Source organism: Actinomadura rupiterrae (assembly GCF_024172125.1).
GTDB lineage: Bacteria > Actinomycetota > Actinomycetes > Streptosporangiales > Streptosporangiaceae > Spirillospora > Spirillospora rupiterrae.
The window spans coordinates 157,874-177,950 of the sequence record NZ_JAMZEA010000006.1 but is presented as its reverse complement, the minus strand read 5'-3'; the positions used below and the strand labels follow the sequence as shown (position 1 = coordinate 177,950).

At 71.9% G+C, this 20,077-nt stretch carries 16 protein-coding genes; 6 read left to right on the top strand and 10 right to left on the bottom strand.

Annotation, left to right across the window (positions count from 1 at the left end; genetic code table 11):
* Positions 1-132: 132 nt before the first annotated feature.
* The 6 genes from FHU30_RS21555 to FHU30_RS21530 form a co-directional block, all read right to left on the bottom strand.
* Positions 133-1,746: an ABC transporter ATP-binding protein/permease gene (locus FHU30_RS21555; protein WP_253878332.1), complete on the bottom strand. Its 1,614-nt coding sequence runs from the start codon at positions 1,744-1,746 to the stop codon at positions 133-135.
* 573 nt (positions 1,747-2,319) lie between these two features.
* Positions 2,320-4,455, bottom strand: a complete 2,136-nt coding sequence (locus FHU30_RS21550) for an MGH1-like glycoside hydrolase domain-containing protein (RefSeq protein WP_253878330.1) — start codon at positions 4,453-4,455, stop codon at positions 2,320-2,322.
* Positions 4,456-4,457: 2 nt separating this feature from the next.
* Complete coding sequence (locus FHU30_RS21545) at positions 4,458-6,587, bottom strand: beta-galactosidase (RefSeq protein ID WP_253878328.1); 2,130 nt, start codon at positions 6,585-6,587, stop codon at positions 4,458-4,460.
* A complete protein-coding gene (locus FHU30_RS21540) occupies positions 6,584-7,408 on the bottom strand; it encodes a carbohydrate ABC transporter permease (protein ID WP_253878326.1) in 825 nt (274 codons plus the stop codon). Before FHU30_RS21540 ends, FHU30_RS21545 begins: the two co-directional genes overlap by 4 nt.
* On the bottom strand, positions 7,405-8,334 hold the full coding sequence (locus FHU30_RS21535) for a carbohydrate ABC transporter permease (RefSeq protein WP_253878324.1): 930 nt from the start codon (positions 8,332-8,334) through the stop codon (positions 7,405-7,407). The genes FHU30_RS21540 and FHU30_RS21535 overlap by 4 nt, the downstream gene beginning before the upstream one ends.
* A gap of 3 nt (positions 8,335-8,337) precedes the next feature.
* Positions 8,338-9,660 (bottom strand): ABC transporter substrate-binding protein, encoded by a 1,323-nt coding sequence (locus FHU30_RS21530; protein WP_253878322.1) that lies wholly within the window; start codon positions 9,658-9,660, stop codon positions 8,338-8,340.
* A 91-nt stretch (positions 9,661-9,751) separates the two neighbouring features.
* Here FHU30_RS21530 and gcvPA point away from each other — a divergent pair, with 91 nt between their 5' ends.
* The 6 genes from gcvPA (at position 9,752) to FHU30_RS21500 (ending at position 16,212) form a co-directional block, all read left to right on the top strand.
* Positions 9,752-11,119: an aminomethyl-transferring glycine dehydrogenase subunit GcvPA gene (gene gcvPA, locus FHU30_RS21525; RefSeq protein WP_253878320.1), complete on the top strand. Its 1,368-nt coding sequence runs from the start codon at positions 9,752-9,754 to the stop codon at positions 11,117-11,119.
* Complete coding sequence (gene gcvPB / locus FHU30_RS21520) at positions 11,116-12,696, top strand: aminomethyl-transferring glycine dehydrogenase subunit GcvPB (protein WP_253878318.1); 1,581 nt, start codon at positions 11,116-11,118, stop codon at positions 12,694-12,696. The genes gcvPA and gcvPB overlap by 4 nt, the downstream gene beginning before the upstream one ends.
* Positions 12,693-13,784: an ATP-NAD kinase family protein gene (locus FHU30_RS21515; RefSeq protein ID WP_253878316.1), complete on the top strand. Its 1,092-nt coding sequence runs from the start codon at positions 12,693-12,695 to the stop codon at positions 13,782-13,784. Before gcvPB ends, FHU30_RS21515 begins: the two co-directional genes overlap by 4 nt.
* 21 nt (positions 13,785-13,805) lie before the next feature.
* Positions 13,806-14,555: an SDR family NAD(P)-dependent oxidoreductase gene (locus FHU30_RS21510; RefSeq protein ID WP_253878314.1), complete on the top strand. Its 750-nt coding sequence runs from the start codon at positions 13,806-13,808 to the stop codon at positions 14,553-14,555.
* An 85-nt stretch (positions 14,556-14,640) separates the two neighbouring features.
* Positions 14,641-15,315: a GntR family transcriptional regulator gene (locus FHU30_RS21505; RefSeq protein WP_253878312.1), complete on the top strand. Its 675-nt coding sequence runs from the start codon at positions 14,641-14,643 to the stop codon at positions 15,313-15,315.
* Positions 15,316-15,441: 126 nt separating this feature from the next.
* Entirely contained in the window at positions 15,442-16,212 is a 771-nt protein-coding gene (locus tag FHU30_RS21500; RefSeq protein WP_253878310.1) for an SDR family NAD(P)-dependent oxidoreductase, read from the top strand.
* An 82-nt stretch (positions 16,213-16,294) separates the two neighbouring features.
* Here FHU30_RS21500 and FHU30_RS21495 read toward each other — a convergent pair whose 3' ends face one another.
* The 4 genes from FHU30_RS21495 to FHU30_RS21480 are packed head-to-tail and all read right to left on the bottom strand — an operon-like array spanning position 16,295 to position 19,857.
* On the bottom strand, positions 16,295-17,104 hold the full coding sequence (locus FHU30_RS21495; protein WP_253878308.1) for an ABC transporter ATP-binding protein: 810 nt from the start codon (positions 17,102-17,104) through the stop codon (positions 16,295-16,297).
* Positions 17,097-18,065: an ABC transporter ATP-binding protein gene (locus FHU30_RS21490; RefSeq protein WP_253878307.1), complete on the bottom strand. Its 969-nt coding sequence runs from the start codon at positions 18,063-18,065 to the stop codon at positions 17,097-17,099. The genes FHU30_RS21495 and FHU30_RS21490 overlap by 8 nt, the downstream gene beginning before the upstream one ends.
* Positions 18,065-18,919 carry an ABC transporter permease gene (locus FHU30_RS21485; protein ID WP_253878305.1) on the bottom strand — a complete coding sequence of 285 codons (855 nt, stop codon included), beginning with the start codon at positions 18,917-18,919 and terminating at the stop codon, positions 18,065-18,067. Before FHU30_RS21485 ends, FHU30_RS21490 begins: the two co-directional genes overlap by 1 nt.
* On the bottom strand, positions 18,916-19,857 hold the full coding sequence (locus FHU30_RS21480) for an ABC transporter permease (RefSeq protein WP_253878303.1): 942 nt from the start codon (positions 19,855-19,857) through the stop codon (positions 18,916-18,918). The genes FHU30_RS21485 and FHU30_RS21480 overlap by 4 nt, the downstream gene beginning before the upstream one ends.
* Positions 19,858-20,077: the final 220 nt, after the last annotated feature.

Genomic DNA, 20,077 nt, shown 5'->3' with positions numbered 1-20,077 from the left:
CGCCCGCTGCGCCGACCCCGCCCCCCGCGCCGCCGCGCGGTGCCGTGTCGCGCTTCGCGCCGTCGCGCCTCGTGCTGGTGTCCACGGGGTGTGCTCTGCGCTGGCGTTCGTCGGTCGCGTGGGTGGCTGGGGTTAGGGGGTGGTGGGGAGGTGGGGGTTGCGGTGGGCTACTACTGCTATGGCGCTGGTTAGGGAGGTCAGGGTCAGGGTTGCGAGGATCAGCCAGTCGAGCCAGAGAGCGTGGTCGAAGGTTGTGCCGTAGGACGCTAGGAGGGGTGGGCCCAGGGGGGACGCGCCGGATGACCAGAGGGCGCGGATGCCCAGGCTGTGGCCCAGGGCCTCGAAGGCCCAGCGGTTCGACATGGCGTAGCTGATCCAGCGGCCGCCGGAAGCCATTACCGGGACGGGCAGGATCGCGCCGACGAACAGCACCTGCGGGAAGCACAGCATCGGGAGCGCGAGGGTCGCCTGGGACGGGTCGGTGACCGCTGCCGAGATGAGCAGGCCGAGGGTCAGGGCCGCTGCCGAGGACAGCGTCAGGGTGACCATGACCTCGCCGTATGCGCTCCAGGACGCGGACGGCAGGCGGTCCAGGACGCGCAGGACGGCCAGCATCAGCGCGTCCACCGCGACCAGCAGTGGGAGCAGGACGCCCACCTTGGACAGGACGTAGGCGGTCGCGCTCAGTCCGGCGAGCCGTTCGCGGCGCAGGACGGCGGCCTCGGTGCAGATCTGCAGGAGGCCGTACGTGAGGCCGAAGAAGAAACCGCCGAAGGCGATCCAGAACAGGATCATCACGGTCGTGCCGGGGTTCGGATGCGTGGGTGAGAACGCGCCGGGTTTGAACAGCAGCGCGAACATCGCCAGCACCATCACAGGTGAGCCGACCAGGATCGCCAGGGTGAGGCGGTTGCGGACGAGGATGTCGAGCGTGCGGCGGACGAGCAGGCCGCATTGGCGCACCGGTCCGATTCGTTGGCCGGATGTGTCGCCAGCCTGCGTGTCGTGCATTGTCGGACGTTCGTTCCGCAGGGCGGACGCGCCGTTCAGGGTTGTGTAGATGCCGGAGATCGTGGGTGTTCGGAAGTGTTCCAGCGCTTCGGCCGGGGTTCCGGTGAAGGCCAGCGTGCCGTCCGGTGAGAGGACGGCGATCCGGTCGCAGAACTCCACGTCCGGCGGGTTGTGCGTGGTCAGGACGGTCGTGGTTCCGGACGCGGCGAGACCGCGGAGCAGGCGCATCACCTCGGCGGCCGTGGCCGGGTCGAGGCCCGAGGTCGGCTCGTCCAGGAACAGGACGGGCGGACGCGTCAGCAGCTCGACCGCGATGCTCGCCCGCTTGCGCTCGCCGCCGCTGAGCCATCCGACGCGCTGGCCGGACTTGGCGGTCAGGTCGAGCGCGGCGAGCACCCACTCCACGCGGCGGTCGATCTCGGCGCGGGTCGTGCCGGCGGGGAGGCGGAGCCGCGCTTCGTACCGGAGTGTCCGGGCGAGGGGGAGTTCGCGGTGCACGATGTCGTCCTGCGGGACGAAGCCGGGCGGGCCGAACGCGCCCTCCCGCAGGACCTCCCCGGCGTCCGGACGGCGGATCCCGGCCAGCGCCTCCAGCAGGGTCGTCTTCCCGGCGCCGCTGCCGCCGATGATCGCCAGCAGCCCGCCCGGGCCGACGTCCAGGCTGATCCCCGTCAGGATCGGCCGCCGGGAGACTCCTCGTACGGTGATCCGCGCGCCCGCCGCCTCGGTCGTCATGAAGGCGAACCTAATCGACGCATGGCGCGTGTTGCGCGAGCTTGGGTTGGTTGCCGGGTCTCGGCAGCGGGCCATGCTGATCTCGGGCCTGGCGGTATAGCGTGTGCGCATAGCGTTCCGGCGTTGGAAAGATCCAATACGGTGGGCCTTCCGGACGATTCCAAAGAGCGGCATCAGCCCAAGAGGTTGTTTAGGGCGCTGCTGGGTAAGCCCTATGACCGCTATCTTGATTGGACGATCGCAAGAAAGATGGCGAGGTGGGAAGAGGGCCTCGGGCTCGACAAAGCCGAACCATTGGATATGTGGTCCGATGTTCCTCCTGGAGAGCCGAAGCGGAAGCAGGACGGCTTGCCGGAGGAGCGAAGTTCAGCAGTTGAGGGGTCTTCAGGGCGACCCAGAAGCGGGCGGCGTCCCCGCCTCACTGTTGCCGCTGAGATTTCGGCGGTACTTTCAGTGGTCGTTGCTGTAGCGGCACTTGTCATTACGTTTGCCCATTGACACGCTCCCACGGGTCGTCCAAAAAAAGAAGCGCGGCCCCAATTCGGAAAGGTGGGGCCGCGTTTCTGTTCAGGGTCAGTCGTCCAGGGCTAGGAGGAGGGCGGCGGACCAGCTGAAGTTGGGGGAGTTGAGGGGGGCTCCGGTGAGCGGGTCGTAGTTCTCGTGGAGGGCGCCGTCGCCTTGCATGCCGGACGCGTTGGTGCGGAGGCGGTCGGCGAGGGTGCGGGCGTCGGTGCGGTAGCCGTAGGTGCGGAGGCCGGTGAGGGCGAAGTACGCCTGGTCGATCCAGACCGGGCCGCGCCAGTACTTGGTCGACTGGAAGTACGGCGAGCTCTTGGAAACGGTCGGGAACGGCACCTTCGTAGCGAACTCGTTCGGATCGACCATCTTGCCGCGGACGGCGGCGGCCTGCGCGCGGGAGGCGACGCCGGCCCAGAGCGGGATCGCGCCCTCGATGCCGCGCCCGCGGGCGGTCAACGTGCCTCCGCCGTCAGAAGCCATGGACGCGTCGTAGAAGAAGCCCGTCTTCGCGTCGTACATACGCGCGCGCACGAGACCCGCGACCTTGGCGGACCCGGCGGCGAACCGGGCGGCGTCGGCCTTCTTGCCGAGGCGGGACGCGATGAGCGAGAGGTAGTGCTTCTCGGCGGCGAGGTAGGCGTTGAGGTCGACCGACTCCTGGTTGACCGAGTAGCCGACGACCTTCCCGGACGCGTCGGTGTTCGCCAGCATCCTCACGCCGAGGGACGCGTCGAAGCGCGGCGCGTTGTCCATGCCGCTCTCCCAGGCGGCGGCCTGGCGCTGGTCCTCTTCGGTGGCGTTGGCCGGGTCGACCGTCGCGCCGTACTCGGCGAGGCCGTTGCGGTCGTGGTCGCGCGTCCGGTACCACCAGTCGTGGTAGGCGACCAGCTTCGGGTACATCTCGCGCAGGAACGAGGCGTCCCGGTCCTGGAGGTAGACCTGCCAGACCGACCAGGCGGCGAGCGGCGGCTTGCTGTTGCGCTCGTTCCAGTTGCCGCCGCCCTCGGACGGGGTGTTGTAGAAGATCGCGTCCGGGATCATGCCGGCGTCCTGCGGGCGGTCCTTGGACGCGCCGGTGATCTGGTAGTCGAACATCGAGCGGATCTGGTCGCGGGCGAGCGACGGGTCGAACCGCGCCGTCCCGACCGCCTGCTTCCAGGTGTCCCAGGACCACAGGCCGCTGAACCACTTGTAGGTGATGGACGGCGTGATCCCGTTGTGCCGGATCGCGCCCGCCGGGCCGCGCCAGTTCGACACCAGCGTCTCGACCGACTTCACGGCCAGCCGGCGCCTGTCGGCGGGGACGCCGCGCGTCGCGCGCGCCACGTAATCGGACCAGCGCGCGTCGCCCTGCGCGGCCACGCGCGAGGGCGAGCGGAGCATGCCCGCGACCGCGGGGGCCTCCGCACGGCGCTCCGCGTCGTTGAAGGTGTAGGTCTCCGCCCAGGTCAGGGCACTGGACGAGCGCGGACGCACGGTCAGCGGACGGGCCAGGTCGGTCGTGTACGAGTCGCCCTGGACGGACGTCCGGACCGGCTCGGCATGGACGATCTGGAACCGCTCGGTGCCGTCGGTCAGGTAGTCCCAGGTCTTGCGGACCTTGGCGAAGTCCACCTGGACGCCGTTCCCGGTCGCTTTCAGCGACGGCGCGCTCTTCATCGGCTCGGCATCGGGACGCAGCAGCGAACCGGTCCAGCCGACCTGGATCGTCCGGGCCGTCCGGCCGGTGTTCTCCACGTACGCGCGCACGAGGGCGGTGTGGGCGCTGCCGAAACGCAGCTCCAGCGTCAGTTTCAGGCCGTCCAGCTGGTAGACCTGCCGCAGCAGCCCCGGCAGGGACGAAAGCTGAGGCGCGGCCCCGGACAGGTTGATCGGACGGCCGTTCTCACTCAGCCGGATGCGGCTGAACGCCTTGCTCAGCCACCACGGGTACTCCTGCGCGATGTACAGGGGGCCGGTGAAGCCGCCGTACGTCGAGGGGTCCTTCGGCAGGGCGTAGGCATGCCACGCGCCCTGGTCGGAGAACACGTTGATGTCGTTGAACTCCGGCGGCTCGGACGCGGGCGGCGTGCCGCGCAGGTCCAGCACGTTGGCGTAGTCGGCGCGGTGGGCGGGGCCCGCGTGCGCGGGGACCGCCGTCAGGGGGAGGAGAGCGACGACACCGACGGCGGCGCTCAGGGGTTTGCGCATGGTCACCTTTCAGATGCTGGGGTGAGGACCGCCGCGCCGAGGGGGCCGAGTTCGAGCTCGCCCTCCACGGTCGCGCCGGACAGCAGATCAATACCGGACAGGCCGGAAACGCGGGCGGGGGCGTCCGCGTGGTTCAGCAGGAACAGGTGCCGGCCGCGCCGGGTCGCCTCCACGCCCGCCGGCGTCTCGTGCACGGGCCGCACGCCCGCCGCGTCCAGCACCAGGCCGAGCGCGGACGGCAGGTGGCAGCTGAAGTACCAGCCGACGCCGTCCCCGTGCGCGTTCCGCGTGATCGCGGGCCGTCCGGCCAGCGGCCCCGCGCCATAGGACGCGACGGGTTCGGCCGTCGTGACCTCCAGCCACTCGCTCCACAACGTCGCCGCCCCCGGCCCCGAGACGGGCAACGACGCGTCGTCCGCGGCCTTGACCGGCACGGATGCGTCGGCCGCGGCCATGACGGGCACGGATGCGTCGGCCGCGTCCTTGACCGGCACGGATGCGTCGGCCGCGGCCTTGACCGGCACGGATGCGTTGTCCGCGGCCGTGATGGGCACGGATGCGTCGTCCGGGACGGGCCAGAACTCGTCCACGATGACGCCCAGCGCCTCGCGCAGCGGGGCGGGGTAGCCGCCGAGGTGGATGTGGTCGTGCTCGTCCACGATGCCGGAGAAGAAGCCGCAGGCCAGGTGGCCGCCGTCCGCGACGAAGCGGGTCAGCCGCGCGGCCGCCTCCGACCGCAGCATGTACAGGTTCGGCGCGAGGACGACCTTGTACCGCGAGAGATCGGCGGACGGCGGGACGAAGTCGACCGCGATGTTCCGCAGCCACAGCTCCCGGTACCAGGACGAGACGAGCGCCTTGAGGTCCAGCCGTGTGGACGGGTGGTCCTCCTGCTCCAGCGCCCACCACGAGTCCCACGACAGGACGATCGCGACAGAAGCCTCGGAAACGCTCCCCGCGACCGGGCCCAGCTTCGCCAGCTCGGCACCGAACCGGACGGTCTCGGCCCATCCGCGCGACGAGGTTCCGCCGTGCGGGAGCAGCGCGCTGTGGAACTTCTCCGCGCCCGCGCGCGAGGCCCGCCACTGGAAGTACATGACGCCGTCCGCGCCGCGCGCGACCGTCTGCAACGACCACAGCCGGTGCAGTCCCGGACGCTTCGGCACGTTCACCGGACGCCAGCTGACCGCCGACGGCGCCTGCTCCATCAGCAGCCACGGCCGGCCGCCCTTGAGCGAGCGCATCAGGTCGTAGTTCATCGCGGCCGAGATGTGCGCCTCGGGATCGGCCGGGTCGGGGTAGGCGTCGTCCGAGACGAAGTCCTCGCGGGACGCCCACTCCCAGTAGTCCAGCGGCTTGAACATCGACATGAAGTTCGTGGTCACCGGGACGCCGGGGGAGACCTCGTCCAGCACGTCCTTCTCGCCCTGGTAGCAGGCGAGCAGCGCGTCCGAGCAGAACCGCCGCCAGTCGAGCGTCTGCGTCGGGTTGACCGGGCCGGGCGCGTCGCGCGGCGGCTCGATCTCCTCCCAAGCGCCGTACCGCTGCGACCAGAACGCCGTCCCCCACGCCGAGTTCAGCACGTCCAGAGAGCCGTACCGCGCGCGCAGCCAGCGACGGAAGTCCGAAGCCGACTCCGCACAGAAGCACTCGGTCACGTGGTCGCCGTACTCGTTGTGAATGTGCCACAACGCCAGCGCCGGATGGTCGCGGTACCGCTCGGCGATCCGCCGCGCCAAGGTGACCGCCGCCTCCCGGTACACCGGCGAGGACGGGCAGTAGTGCTGCCGCGAACCGAACTCCAACCGCACCCCGTCCGACCGCACCGGCAGGACGTCCGGATGCGCGCGCACGAGCCACGCCGGAGGCGACGCCGTGGCAGTGGCCAGATCGACCGCGATGCCCTGGCCGTGCAGCAGATCGAGCAGCCGGTCCAGCCAGCCGAAATCCCAGGAAGTCGGGCCGGGCTGGAGGCGCGCCCACGAGAACACGCCGACCGTGACCAGGTTGACCCCGGCCTCCTTCATCAGCGCCGCGTCCTCGGCCCACACCTCCTCGGGCCACTGCTCGGGGTTGTAGTCCCCGCCGTACAGCAGCCCCGGCACCCGCGTGAGGCGTCCCGTGGCGCTCATCCCTTCACCGCCCCGCCGAGCAGCCCGGCGACGAACTGCCGCTGGAAGACGAAGAAGACGACCATGATCGGGAGCGTCGCGGCGAACGAGCCGAGCATCAGGCCCGAGTAGTCGACGTGCGACAGCCCGATCATCTGGTTGAGGGCGATGGGCACCGTGAACTTCTCCTCGGTGTTCAGCATGAGCAGCGGCCAGATGAAGCTGTTCCACTGGCTCGTGAAGGTGAAGATGACCAGCGCGCCGAGCTGCGGCCGGACGCCGGGCAGCACGACCTGGTAGAAGATCCGCAGGTCGCCCGCGCCGTCGATGCGGGCGGACTCGATCAGCTCGTCCGGGAAGGCGAGGAACGCCTGCCGCATCAGGAAGATGCCGAACGCGTTGGCCAGGAACGGCAGGATGACCGCCTGGTAGGTGTCGGTCCAGCCGAGGTTCGCCATCATCTGGAACAGCGGCACCAGCAGCACCTGCATCGGGATCATCATCGTCGCGAGCACCACGCCGAGCAGCACGCCCCGGCCGCGGAACCGGTACTTCGCCAGGCCGTAGCCGCACATCGCCGAGATCAGCGAGCTGAGCACGGTGTAGACGACCGCGACGCCGAGGCTGTTGGCGACGACGCGTCCGAAGTGGTGCTCGGACTGGAGCCGGGACAGGTTGTCCATCAGCGCGCCGCCCGGCATGAACGGCGGCGGGGACCTGAACAGGTCGGCGGTGTCGTGCGTGGCCGCCACCGCCATCCAGTAGAACGGGACGAGGCTGACGACGGCCCCGGCCAGCAGCACCAGGTACGCGCCCGCCCGGCCCAGGATCCGCGGGCTCACCGCGACCCCCTTCCCAGGAACCGGAACTGGATCAGCGAGATCAGCCCGATGAGCAGCACGACCACCCAGGCGATCGCCGCCGCGTAGCCGAAGTCCATCTGGTCGAAGCCGACCTTGTAGAGGTAGAGGACGGGCGTCATCGTGGCGTTGTCCGGCCCGCCGCGGGTCAGCACGTAGTTCTCGTCGAACAGCTGGAGCGTGCCGATCGTGGAGGTGATCGAGCAGAACAGGATCACCGGCCGGAGCTGCGGGACGATCACCCGGACGAACGTGGTGACCGCGCCCGCCCCGTCGATCGACGCCGCCTCGTACTGCTCCCGGCCGATCGCCTGGAGCCCGGCCAGCAGGATCACCGCGTTGTAGCCCGTCCACCGCCAGGTGATCGACAGGACCAGCGAGATCCGCGCCCAGGTGGCGTTGTTCAGCCAGTCGACGGCGCCGATCCCGATCCCGTCCAGCAGCTGGTTCACCATGCCGCCGTCGGTCTTCAGCAGCACCCGGAACACCACGGAGTACGCGACCAGGGTGGTGACGGCCGGCAGGAAGTACACCAGCCGCCACCCGCCGCGGAACCGCAGCCAGGACGCGTTCAGCACCCCGGCCAGCACCAGCGCCAGCCCGATCATCACCGGGACCTGGATCACGAGCAGCAGCGCGGTGTTGACCAGCGACTCGGCGAGCACCGGGTCCTGGAACATCCGCCGGTACTGGCGGAGGCCGACGAAGACGGTCGCGCCGTCCTGGTCGGCGGTGAAGCTCTGGTACAGGCTCGCCGCGAGGGGATAGGCGAAGAACGCCACGAACAGGACGGTCGCCGGACCGGTGAACCACCAGTGGGTCAGGCTGAACCGCCGCCGGCGCGGCCGGGGAGCGTCCGCCACGGGGACGCTCTCAAGCTTCGCGGGCTCGGTCTGCAATGCGGCCATGGGCTATCCGGCGGTCTGGCGGCCGGTGGCGGCCGCGATCTGCTTGGCCGTGGAGTCGAGCGTCGCCTTCGGGTCCTTGCCGCGCAGCGCGACGCCCGCGAACGCCGTCCAGACCAGCTCGCGCGCCTTCGCGCCGTCCTTGGTGTACTCGATCGGCGGGACGGACGAGGACAGGTCGGCGAAGACCTTGTTGACCGCCTGGCCGCCGTAGTACGGGTCGGGCCGCGCGATGAACGGGTCCTTGAGCGCGGGCAGGAACGCCGGGAACAGGCCCTCGTTCTTCAGCATCGAGACCTGGTTCGCGGTGTTGGCGAGCATGAACTCGGTGAACGCCCACGCCGTCTTCGGGTTCTTGGTCTGCGAGGTGACGGTGAGCAGCGAGCCGCCGTTGTTGGACGTCCGGACGCCGCCCTGCTCGAACGCGGGAAGCGGGAACACGCCCCACTTGCCGCTCATCTCCTTCATCTCGCCGGTGAGCGTGCCGCCCCACCAGACCGCCTGCGGCGTCGTGGCGGACTTGCCGGTCTTGGTCGAGCTGACGTTGGCGTCCCAGCCGCGCGCCCAGTCGACCAGGCCCTTGTCGGACAGCTGCTTCAGGACGGTCATCGCCTTGACGGCCTGCGGCGTGTTCACCGCGACCTTGCCGTCCTTGAACAGGCCTTGCCCCTGCTGCTGGAGCATCATCGAGAACGTGTTGTCCTCGGCCGGGTCGAGGCTGATGAACTTGGTGCCGGTCTTGGCCTTGACCTGCTCGCCGGCCTTGACGTAGTCGTCCCAGGTGTTGATCGAGTTCGGGTCGACGCCGGCCTTCTGGAACAGGTCGCGGCGGTAGAAGACGCCGACGGGGCCGGAGTCCCAGGGCAGGCCGAGCGTCCGGCCCTTCTCGTCCGTGGCGGTCTTCCACGCGGCCTGGTTGAACTGGTCCTTGTACTTCCCGGCGAGCGTGCTCAGGTCGTAGAACCCGTTGGGGAACGAGCCGAGGAAGCTCTGGAACCGGGGGCCCTCGACGGTGGTGACGTCCGGCAGGCCCTTGCCCGACTTCAGCCCGACCGTGATCTTGTCGTAGGCGTTGTCGTAGCCGATGTCGACGACGTTGATCTTCGTCCCGGGATGCTGCTTCTCGAACTCGGGGGCGAGCCGCTTGAGCGCGGTCGCGGCGGTGTCCCAGGACCAGACCGTGACGTCGCCCTTGATGTCGGCGGCCGACCCGGCGGTCAGGCTCGGAGCGGCCTTCTTGCTGCTCGAACCGCCTGCCGCGCACCCGCTCACCGCGACCGCGGCGGCGATCGCGCCCGCGAGCAGAACCGACCTTCGTGTCCGTTTCATCCGGTTGGTATGCACCCTTGCCTCCTGACACCGGCATGCTGAATGCTGTATACAGCACACCGAATGATGATGTTTCGTCAAGAGGGGGAGCATGACCGGCCCGTTCGCACACCCGTACATCCCCAACGCGGCACCCGATGTGAAGCGCGAGATGCTCGCGGCCGTCGGCGCCGAGTCGGTGGAGGACTTCTACGCCGACGTCCCCGCCGGGCTGCGGCTGGGACGCCCGCTCGACCTGCCCGCGCCGATGCGCTCGGAGGCCGCGCTGGTGCGGCACATGAGCGGACTGCTCGGCCGCAACACCAGCACCCGCGACGTCCTGAGCTTCCTAGGCGGCGGCGTGTACCAGCACTACGTGCCCGCCGTGGTGGACGAGGTGGTGGACCGTTCCGAGTTCCTCACCGCCTACGCCGGCGAGCCCTACGAGGACCACGGCCGCTTCCAGGCGCTGTGGGAGTACCAGTCGCTCATGGGCGAGCTGCTGGAGCTGGACGTGGTGAACGTCCCGACCTACGACGGCTTCCAGGCCGCGGGCACCGCGCTGCGCATGGCGGGCCGGGTCACCGGCGCGCGCCGCCTGCTCGTCGCCTCGTCCGTCGCGCCCGACAAGCTGTCCAAGATCCGCGACTACGTGCGGCCGGACCACGACGTCGTGGTCGTCCCGGTCGTGGACGGACGCGCCGACGTGGCGGCCGTCCGCGCCGCGCTCGCCGAGGGCGACGTCGCGGCCGTCTACGCCGAGGCGCCGTCCTACCTGGGCATCGTCGACCCGGCGCTGCCCGAGCTGGGCGAGCTGGCGCACGCGTCCGGCGCGCTCTACGTCGTGAACTGCAACCCGATCTCGCTCGGCGTCGTCGCGCCGCCGGCGTCCTACGGCGCGGACATCGTCTGCGGCGACGTCCAGCCGCTCGGCGTGCACATGAGCTTCGGCGGCGGCAACGCCGGGTTCATCGCCACCCGCGACGACGAGCCGCTGGTCGCCGAGTTCCCGTCCCGGCTGTTCGGCGTCGTGCCGACGGCGGTCGAGGGCGAGTACGGCTTCGGCGACGTCGCCTACGAGCGCACCTCCTTCGCGATCCGCGAGGAGGGCAAGGAGTGGGTCGGCACGGCCGCCGCGCTCAACGGCATCGCCGCCGGCGTCTACCTCGCGCTGATGGGCCCGCAGGGCATGCGCGAGGTCGGCGAGACGATCATGGCGAACACCCGCTACGCCATCACCCGGCTCGCCGCCGTCCCCGGTGTCGAGGTCCCGCACGCGGACGCGCCGCACTTCGCCGACTTCGCCGTCCGCTTCACCGGCTCCCGCACCGCCGCCGAGGTCAACGACGCGCTGCTGGAGCGCGGCGTGTTCGGCGGCCACGCGCTGTCCGAGCGCGACGCCCTGTACTGCGTCACCGAGGTGCACACCAAGGACGACATCGACCGCCTCGCCGCCCTGCTGGAGGAGATCGCCAAGTGAGCGCCCCCGCGAACACCGGACCCGTTTCGACCGACGACGCGCGGATCGCCCCGAAGCCGCCGCTGCGCCGGTTCCACCAGGCCCGCTGGGACGAGCCGCTGATCTTCGAGCTGGGCACGCCCGGCGCGCGCGGCGTGGCCGTCCCCGCGCCCGAGGTCCCGCTGGACGACACGCTCCCCGAGGCGCTGCGCCGCAAGGACGCGCCCGGCCTGCCCGATATGTCGCAGCTGCACGTGCTGCGGCACTACCTGCGGCTCTCGCAGGAGAACCTCGGCGTCGACATGAACATCGACGTCGGCCAGGGCACCTGCACGATGAAGTACAGCCCGAAGGTCAACGACCGGTTCGTCCGCGACCACCGGGTCTCCGAGCTGCACCCCTTGCAGGACGAGCGGACCGTCCAGGGCGTCCTGGAAGTCATGCACACGCTGGAGAAGATGCTCGCGGAGATCTCCGGCATGGACCGCGTGTCGCTGCAGCCCGGCGCCGGGTCGGCCGCGATCTACACCAACATCGCGATGATCCGCGCCTACTTCGCCGCGCGCGGCGAGCTGGAGCAGCGCGACGAGGTCATCACGACGATCTTCTCCCACCCGTCCAACGCGGCCTGCGCCAAGACCGCCGGGTTCAAGGTCATCACCCTGTACCCGGACAAGGACGGCTACCCCGACATCGAGGCGCTGAAAGCGGCGGTCGGCCCGCGCACTGCGGCGCTGATGATCACCAACCCGGAGGACACCGGGATCTTCAACTCCCGGATCGCCGAGTTCGTGGACATCGTGCACGAGGCGGGCGGCCTGTGCGCCTACGACCAGGCGAACGCCAACGGCATCCTCGGCATCACCCGCGCCCGGGACGCCGGGTTCGACCTGTGCCACTTCAACCTGCACAAGACCTTCTCCACCCCGCACGCGTGCGGCGGACCGGCGGCGGGCGCGTCCGGCGTGAGCGAGAAGCTGGTGCCGTTCCTGCCCCGGCCGACCGTCGAGTTCGACGGCACCCGCTACCGGCTGGACGACGACCGCCCCGAGTCCGTCGGTAAGATCCGCCCGTTCTACGGCGTGGTGCCGAACCTCGTGCGCGCCTACGCGTGGATCATGTCGCTCGGCGCGGAGGGGCTCCGCGAGGTCGCGGAGATCGCCGTGCTGAACAACAACTACCTGATGAAGAAGGTCCTGGAGATCCGGGGCGTGTCGGCGCCCTACGCCGAGGGGAAGCGGCGCATCGAGCAGGTGCGGTACTCGTGGGAGGAGCTGCACCGCGACACCGGCGTGCACAGCGAGGAGATCGGCGTCCGCGCCGCCGACTTCGGCACCCACTACTGGACGAGCCACCACCCGTACGTGGTGCCCGAGCCGATGACGCTGGAGCCCACCGAGTCCTACTCCAAGCAGGACCTGGACGAGTACGCCGCGATCCTCGCCGAGGTCGCGCGCGAGGCGTACGAGGAGCCGGAGACCGTCCGGACCGCGCCGCACAACTCCACCATCCACCAGGTGAGGCAGGCGACGCTGGACGACCCGAAGACCTGGGCCGTCACCTGGCGCGCGTACCGCCGGAAGATCCTCGGCCAGTGAGGTACGGACTGGTGGTCAACCCGGTCGCCGGACTCGGCGGCCGGGTCGGCCTCAAGGGCAGCGACGGCCCGGACGTGCAGGCCCGCGCCCGCGAGCTGGGCGCGGTGCCGCGCGCGTCCGAGCGCGCGACGGCCGCGCTCCGCGAGCTGGCGGGCCGGGCCGGTGCCCCGGTCGTCCTGACCGCCGCCGGACCGATGGGCGAGGACGCCGTCCGCGCCGCCGGACTGGAACCGGACGTCCGCTACACCCCGGACGACCCGTCCACGGCCGGGGACACGGTCGCCGCCGCCAAGGCCCTCGCGCCGGACGTGGACCTGCTGCTGTTCGCGGGCGGCGACGGGACGGCCCGGGACGTCCTGGACGCGGTGGGGACGTCCGTGCCCGTCCTCGGCGTCCCGACCGGCGTGAAGATGCACTCGGCGGTGTTCGGCGTCGGACCGCGCGCGGCCGGGGAGGTCGCCGCCCGGGCCGCCACCTCGTTCATCGAGGCCGAGGTCATGGACCTGGACGAGGACGCCGTCCGCGACGGCCGCGTCTCGGCCCGCCTCTACGGCCAACTGCTCGTGCCCGACGCGCCCGTCCGCGTGCAGCAGCGCAAGGTCGGCAGCTCGGCCGCCGACCCGTACGCCGTCGGCGGGATCGCCGCCGAGCTGGCCTCCCGCGTCGGCGACGGCCTGCTCGTGCTCGGGCCGGGCGGGACGACCCGGGCCGTCGCGGCGGCGCTCGGCGTGGACGTCCCGGTCATGGGCGTCAACGTGCTGCGCGAGGGCCGCCTGGTGGCCGCCGACGCCAACGCCGCCGAGCTGGCCGGGCTCGTCACGCCGGACACCTGGATCGCGGTCACCCCGATCGGCGGGCAGGGCTTCCTGCTCGGCCGGGGAAACCAGCAGATCTCGCCCGAGGTGCTGCGCACCGTCCGCCCGGACCGGCTGCTGGCCGTCGCGACCGAGGCCAAGCTCGCCGCGCTCGGCGGCCGTCCCCTGCTGCTCGACACCGGAGACCCCGATCTGGACCGGGCGCTGGCCGGATACCGCACCGTGATCACCGGCCGCGGCCGCACCGCCCGCTACCCCGTGCAAGGAGCCTGACCATGTGCAAGGAGCCTTCCCATGATTGATCTGACCGGAAAGCGCGCCGTCGTGACCGGGGCGGCGTCCGGAATCGGCCGCGCCACGGCGGAGCTGCTCGCCGAGCTCGGCGCGTCCGTCGTGCTCGCCGACCTGAACGCCGAGGCGGGGGAGGAGGCCGCCAAGGCCATCCCGAACGCCGTGTTCGCCCGCTGCGACGTGTCGAGGGCGGCCGACTGCGAGGCCGCGATCGGCCTGGCCCGCGAGGCGTTCGGCGGGGTGGACGTGCTGTTCAACAACGCCGGGATCATCCGCCGCTCGACCGTGTCGGAGATCACCGAGGACGACTGGGACCTGGTGATGGCGGTCAACATCAAGTCGATCATGCTGATGAGCCGGTACGCGATCCCGCTGATGGCGGCCGCGGGCGGCGGCAGCATCGTCAACACCGGCTCCGGTTGGGGCATCCGGGGCGGCGCGCAGGCCGTATCGTACTGTGCGTCGAAGGGGGCGGTCGTCAACATGACGCGCGCCATGGCCATCGACCACGGACCGCAGAACATCCGGGTCAACTGCGTCTGCCCGGGCGACACGGCCACCGGGATGCTCGCCGACGAGGCGCGGCAGCTCGGAGAATCGGTCGAGACGTTCTATGCCGACGCGGCCGACCGTCCGCTCGGCCGGATCGGCACCCCGCGCGACATCGCGAGCACGGTGGCGTTCCTGGCCGGCGACGCCGCGGCGTTCGTGTCGGGGGCCGTCCTCGCGGTGGACGGCGCGGGCACGGCGTGAGCCCGCGGCCGGGCGCGCGCACCGACGGCGGTGGCCGCGCGCCCGGCCGGCACGGTCGGAACCGGGCACTGGGAAGAGGGAGAGCATGCCGATCGAGCGCCGCCCGCTGCGCGAGCAGATCAAGGACGAGCTGCTGGAGCGGCTCGGCCGGGGCGAGTTCGCCGCGGACGAGCCGATCAACGAGAACCGGATGGCCGCCGACCTCGGCGTCAGCCGCACCCCGCTGCGCGAGGCGCTGATCGCGCTGGAGCGCGAGGGGGTGATCCGCAGCGAGCGCGGCAAGGGCTTCCGGTTCGCGCCGCTCAGCCGCAAGGAGTTCCTCGACCTCAGCACGATCGTGCGGGAGATGGAGTCCCTGGCGCTGCGGCTGACCGACCCGGCGTTCCTGGTGTCGATCGCGCCGCGGCTGCTGGCCGAGGCGCGCGGGTTCCCCGACCAGCGCGCCGCCTACGCCGTCCTCGAACGCTACGACGACGAGTGGCACGAGCTGCTGACCTCCGGCTGCCCGAACGAGCGGCTGCTGGACATGATCGGCTCGCTGAAGCTCACCATGCACCGCTACGAGCGGGTCGTCGTCGGCGACCAGGACGTGCTGGAGCGGTCGGCCGCCGAGCACGAGCGGATCGCCGAGTGCCTGCTCGCCGGGGACGTCGAGGGCGCGGTCGACGCGCTCAAGACCAACTGGGCGAGCGGCTCCGAGCGGATCATGGAGCGCTTCGACCTGGACCGCCGTCCCGCCGCCGAGCCGACTCCCTCCTGATCCGCGTCCTGAGCCGCGCTTTCGCCGCCCGGTGAGCGGGCGGTGAGGGCGCGGTGAGCGGCCCGCGGCACTGTCTCCTCATCGCCGGAACGCAACCGGGTTCCGGCCCCTGACGAGGAGGACGACATGGGCACGCTGAACGGCAGGACGGCGCTGGTGACCGGCGGCTCGCGCGGGATCGGGCGGGCGGTGGCGCTCCGGCTGGCCGCCGAGGGCGCGTTCGTGGCCGTCCACTACGGGTCCGACGCGGACGCGGCCAAGCGGACGGTCGGCGACATCGAGCGCGCCGGCGGCCGGGCCGTCGCGATCCAGGCGCCCTTCGACGAGGACGACGCGGTGGACCGCCTCTTCGACGCCCTCGTCCCCGCCCTGGACGGCCGGGGCCTGGACATCCTGGTCAACAACGCCGGAATCGGCTCGGCGAGCCCGGCCGCGACGCTCACCCGCGGCGAGTTCGACCGGCTGATGAAGGTGAACGTCGCCGCGCCGTTCTTCGTCGTCCAGCGCGCGCTGCCGCTGCTGAACGACGGCGGCCGGATCGTCAACATGGGCTCGGTCGCGAGCCGGGTCGCGGTGCCGGTGCAGATCGGCTACACCGTGACCAAGGCCGCGCTGGAGGCGCTCGCCCCGACCCTCGCCAACGAGCTGGGACGGCGCGGGATCACGGTCAACACGGTCGCGCCCGGCGCGATCCGCACCGACATGACGGCCGGGTACACCGGCATCCCGGAGGCCGTCGCCGCGCTGGAGTCGATCACCGCGCTCGGCCGGCTCGGCGAGCCCGAGGACGTCGCGGACGTCGTCGCCTTCCTCGCCGGACCGGACGCCCGCTACGTCACCGGCCAGACCCTCGACGTCTCCGGCGGCACCTGGCTCGGCCCGATCACCCCGGCGTGAGGCCGCTCCAGCGCCGGGTGGCCCGGCACCCCTGCGGCTCGGGAGGGGAGCAGAGCCGCCGGGGTGGGTCAGGCGGGACGGGTCAGGCCAGGGCCCGGCGGTCGGCGGCGATGCGGGCCGGGTCCCAGCCGCGCCGTGGCACCGAGTCGAGCAGCAGCCGGGTGTAGGGGTGCTCGGGCGCGGCGAGGACGGCGGCGGCCCGCCCCGACTCGACGGCCCGCCCCCGGCGCAGCACGAGCACGTCGTCGGCGACATGCCGGACCAGCGACAGGTCGTGGCTGACGAACACGAACGCGACCCCGAGCGTGGCCCGCAGCTCCCGCAGCAGCTCGACGATCTGGGCCTGGATGGACACGTCCAGCGCGGACGTCGCCTCGTCCAGCACCAGCACCTTCGGCTCGACGGCGAGCGCGCGGGCCAGCGCGACGCGCTGCCGCTGGCCGCCCGACAGGCGCCGGGGGAGCGCGGCGGCCTCCCGCTCGCCGAGCCCGACCCGGTCCAGCAGCTCGTCCCGGCGGGCGTGCCGCGCGGCCTGGTCCAGGTCGAAGTGCAGGCGGAGCGGCTCCTCCACGGCGCCGGCGACGGTCACCCGCGGGTCCAGCGACAGGTACGGGTCCTGGAAGACCATCTGGACGTCGCGGGCGCGGGCGAGCCGGGATCTCCGGCCGCGCGGCGGGGACGTCCGGTCCGTCCCGCAGACCAGGACGCGCCCGGCGGACGGCCGCTCCAGCCCGACCAGCATCCGCGCGGTCGTGGTCTTCCCGGACCCGGACTCGCCGACGATCGCCAGGCTCCCGCCGGGCGGGACGGTGAACGACACGCCGTCCACGGCCGCGTGGTCGCCGAACGTCTTGCGCAGTCCCTCGACCGCGAGGACGGGCTGCTCAGTCATGTACCAGCTCCTCGGCGCGAAGGCAGGCGACGGACACGCCGTCCACCGGGCGAAGCGGGGGCCGCTCGGCGGCGCACCCGGGCGCGGCGAAGCGGCAGCGGGCCGCGAACGCGCAGCCCTCGGGGTCCTCGGCGAGCGACACCGGACGTCCCGGCACGCCGCGCGGCGGCTCGTCGGACTCCAGCCGCGGCGTCGCGGCGAGCAGACCGGCGGTGTACGGATGCCGGGGGTGCGCGAACAGGCCGTCCGTGGTCTGCTCCTCCACGATCCGTCCCGCGTACATGACGTAGATCCGGTCGCAGACGGCGGCGGCGAGGTCCAGGTCGTGGGTCACGAACAACATCCCGGTGCCGCGCTCGGCCTGCAGCCGCGTGAGGATCGAGATGACCTCGGCCTGCGTGGTGACGTCCAGGGCGGTGGTCGGCTCATCGGCGAGCAGGAGCCGCGGCCCGCCGGCCAGCGCCCCGGCGATCATGACGCGCTGCAGCATGCCGCCGGAGAACTCGTGCGGGAACCGGCGCAGCGCGCGGCGCGGCTGCTCGATCCCGACCGACTCCAGCAGCTCCTCGGCCGCCTTCAGCGCGGCGCGCATCGGCGTGCCGCCCGCGCGCAGCCCCTCGGTGACGAAGTCGCCGATGCGCCGGACCGGGTTGATCGAGGCGCGCGGGTCCTGGAACACCATCGCGACCTCGCGCCGGCGCACCTCGCGCAACCGCGCGGGCGGCAGGGCGAGGACGTCCCGTCCGGCGACCCGGACGGACCCGGTGACCTCGGCCCCGTCCGGCATCAGCCCGAGCACGGACCGTCCGGTGACGGACTTGCCCGATCCGGACTCGCCGACGAGCCCGACGGTCTCGCCCTCCGCCACGCGCAGCGACACCCCGTCCAGGACGGGCCGCGCGGCGCCCGACGCGAGCCGGACGGTCAGCCCCTCGATCTCCAGCAGCGCGCTCTCCCGCATCACGCCTCCCGCTTGGCGACGCGGTCGGCGACACCCTCGCCGACGATCCCGAACGCCACGACCGCGACCACGATGGCCGCGCCGGGCGCGAGCGCGGGCAGCACCGCGCCCTGCAGCAGCGCGGACGCGCCGTTGTTGATCATCGCTCCCCAGTCCGAGTCCGGCGGCTGCACGCCGAAGCCGAGGAAGCTGAGCGCGGCCAGGTCCATCAGCGAGTAGCCGAAGTTCATCGCCGACTGCGCCAGCACCAGCGGCGCGATGTTCGGCGCGAGGTGGCGCAGGCAGATCGTCCAGCCGGACCAGCCCTGCACCCGGTAGGACTGGATGTACGGACGCGTCGCCTCCTGGACGGCCACGTTGCGCACGAGCCGTCCGACGTAGGGGACGTAGGCGATGCTCATCGCCGCGATCGGCGCGGTCAGGCCGGGTCCGAACACGGCGACCAGGACGATCGCGAGCAGCAGGCCGGGCAGCGCGAACACCAGGTCCATGGCCCGCGACAGCAGCGCGTCCACCCAGCCTCCGCACCACGCGGCGGTGACGCCGACGACCGCGCCGAGCACGGTCGAGACGGCCACGACGACCAGCGGGCCGAGCAGCCCGGTGCGCGCGCCGTAGATCATCCGGGACAGCACGTCCCGGCCGGACTCGTCGGTGCCGAGCGGGTGGTCGCCGGACGCGCCGCCGAGCGCGGCCGACAGGTCCAGCCCGTTCGGGTCGTGCGGCGCGATCCAGGGGGCGAGCGCCGCCACCAGGACGATCACGGCGAGCACGATCAGCGCGGCGGTCTGCAGAGCGTCGCCGCCGTGCAGCCGGCGCAGCATCCGGCGCCGCCGGAGGGCCACGGCGGTCATCGCGCGGCTCCCTTCACTCGCGGGTCGATGAGCGGCTGGACCAGGTCGACCAGCAGGTTCGCGAGCACGAAGGCGAACACGACCAGCAGCGACACGGCCTGCACCACGGGGAAGTCCTTCACGGTCACCGAGGACACCAGCAGCTGCCCGACACCGGACAGGCCGAACGCGGTCTCCACGATCGAGGTGCTGACCAGCAGCCCGGCGACGACGGTCCCGGTGACCGTGCTGATCGGGCCGAGGCTGTTGCGCAGCACGTGGCGGCGGACGACGGTCGCGCCCGGCACGCCGCGCGAGCGCGCGACCTCCACGTGTTCTCTGGCGAGCGCTTCGAGCATGGACGAGCGGGTGACGCGGGCGAGCAGGCCCGCGAACGTCAGCGCCAGCGCGACCGCCGGGAGCGTGAGGTGGGTGATCCGCCCGCCGAACCCGGTGCCGTTGCCGAACGCGGGGAACCAGTGCAGCTTCACCGAGAACACCGTGATCAGCCCGATCGCCGCGACGAACGCGGGTGTCGCGGTCGCCACACCCGTCCCGACCAGGACGATCCGGTCGGCGACCCCGCGCCGCAGCGCCGCGACCGCGCCGACCGCGAGGCCCGCGACCAGGATCAGCAGCGCCGCGTAGGCGACCAGCCAGAGCGTGGTCGGCAGCCGCGCGGCGATCAGCCCGCCGACGTCCTGCCGGAATTGCACCGAGCGGCCGAAGTCGCCGGTCAGCACGCCGCCGAGCCACTTGCCGAACTGCACGGCGAACGGGTCGTTCAGGTGGTACTGCGCGCGGATCGCGGCGAGCGTCTCGGGCGTGGCGGGCCGTCCCTTCATGAGGAACACGGCCGGGTCGCCGGGCGCGAGGTAGATCGAGCCGAACACGGCCAGCGCGGTCGCGAAGAGCGTCGCGACCATCCCGGCGAGCCGCTTGAGCAGGAACAGGGCCACCTCAGCCCGCCGATCCGAGCTTGGCCGCCCAGGGGTACTCCAGCTGGGTGATCCCGGTCGGCGCGCCGGTGACCTTCCGGTTCAGGAACAGCGTGTACGGGACCTCGTAGAGCGGGATCCAGACCATGTCGTCCACGGCGAGCTTCTGGAGCTTCGCGACGGTCGCGGCGCGGGCCGCCGGGGCGGGCTCGGAGTTCGCCTGGTCCACGAGCGCGTCGTA

Bases quoted from the DNA above. Each gene is read 5' to 3' on its own strand.
- FHU30_RS21495 (WP_253878308.1), bottom strand. From the start codon at position 17,104: ATGACTGAGCAGCCCGTCCTCGCGGTCGAGGGACTGCGCAAGACGTTC.
- FHU30_RS21530 (WP_253878322.1), bottom strand. From the start codon at position 9,660: ATGAAACGGACACGAAGGTCGGTTCTGCTCGCGGGCGCGATCGCCGCC.
- FHU30_RS21510 (WP_253878314.1), top strand. From the start codon at position 13,806: ATGATTGATCTGACCGGAAAGCGCGCCGTCGTGACCGGGGCGGCGTCC.
- FHU30_RS21505 (WP_253878312.1), top strand. From the start codon at position 14,641: ATGCCGATCGAGCGCCGCCCGCTGCGCGAGCAGATCAAGGACGAGCTG.
- FHU30_RS21550 (WP_253878330.1), bottom strand. From the start codon at position 4,455: ATGCGCAAACCCCTGAGCGCCGCCGTCGGTGTCGTCGCTCTCCTCCCC.
- gcvPA (WP_253878320.1), top strand. From the start codon at position 9,752: ATGACCGGCCCGTTCGCACACCCGTACATCCCCAACGCGGCACCCGAT.
- FHU30_RS21485 (WP_253878305.1), bottom strand. From the start codon at position 18,919: ATGACCGCCGTGGCCCTCCGGCGGCGCCGGATGCTGCGCCGGCTGCAC.
- FHU30_RS21555 (WP_253878332.1), bottom strand. From the start codon at position 1,746: ATGACGACCGAGGCGGCGGGCGCGCGGATCACCGTACGAGGAGTCTCC.
- FHU30_RS21500 (WP_253878310.1), top strand. From the start codon at position 15,442: ATGGGCACGCTGAACGGCAGGACGGCGCTGGTGACCGGCGGCTCGCGC.
- FHU30_RS21490 (WP_253878307.1), bottom strand. From the start codon at position 18,065: ATGCGGGAGAGCGCGCTGCTGGAGATCGAGGGGCTGACCGTCCGGCTC.
- FHU30_RS21545 (WP_253878328.1), bottom strand. From the start codon at position 6,587: ATGAGCGCCACGGGACGCCTCACGCGGGTGCCGGGGCTGCTGTACGGC.
- FHU30_RS21535 (WP_253878324.1), bottom strand. From the start codon at position 8,334: ATGGCCGCATTGCAGACCGAGCCCGCGAAGCTTGAGAGCGTCCCCGTG.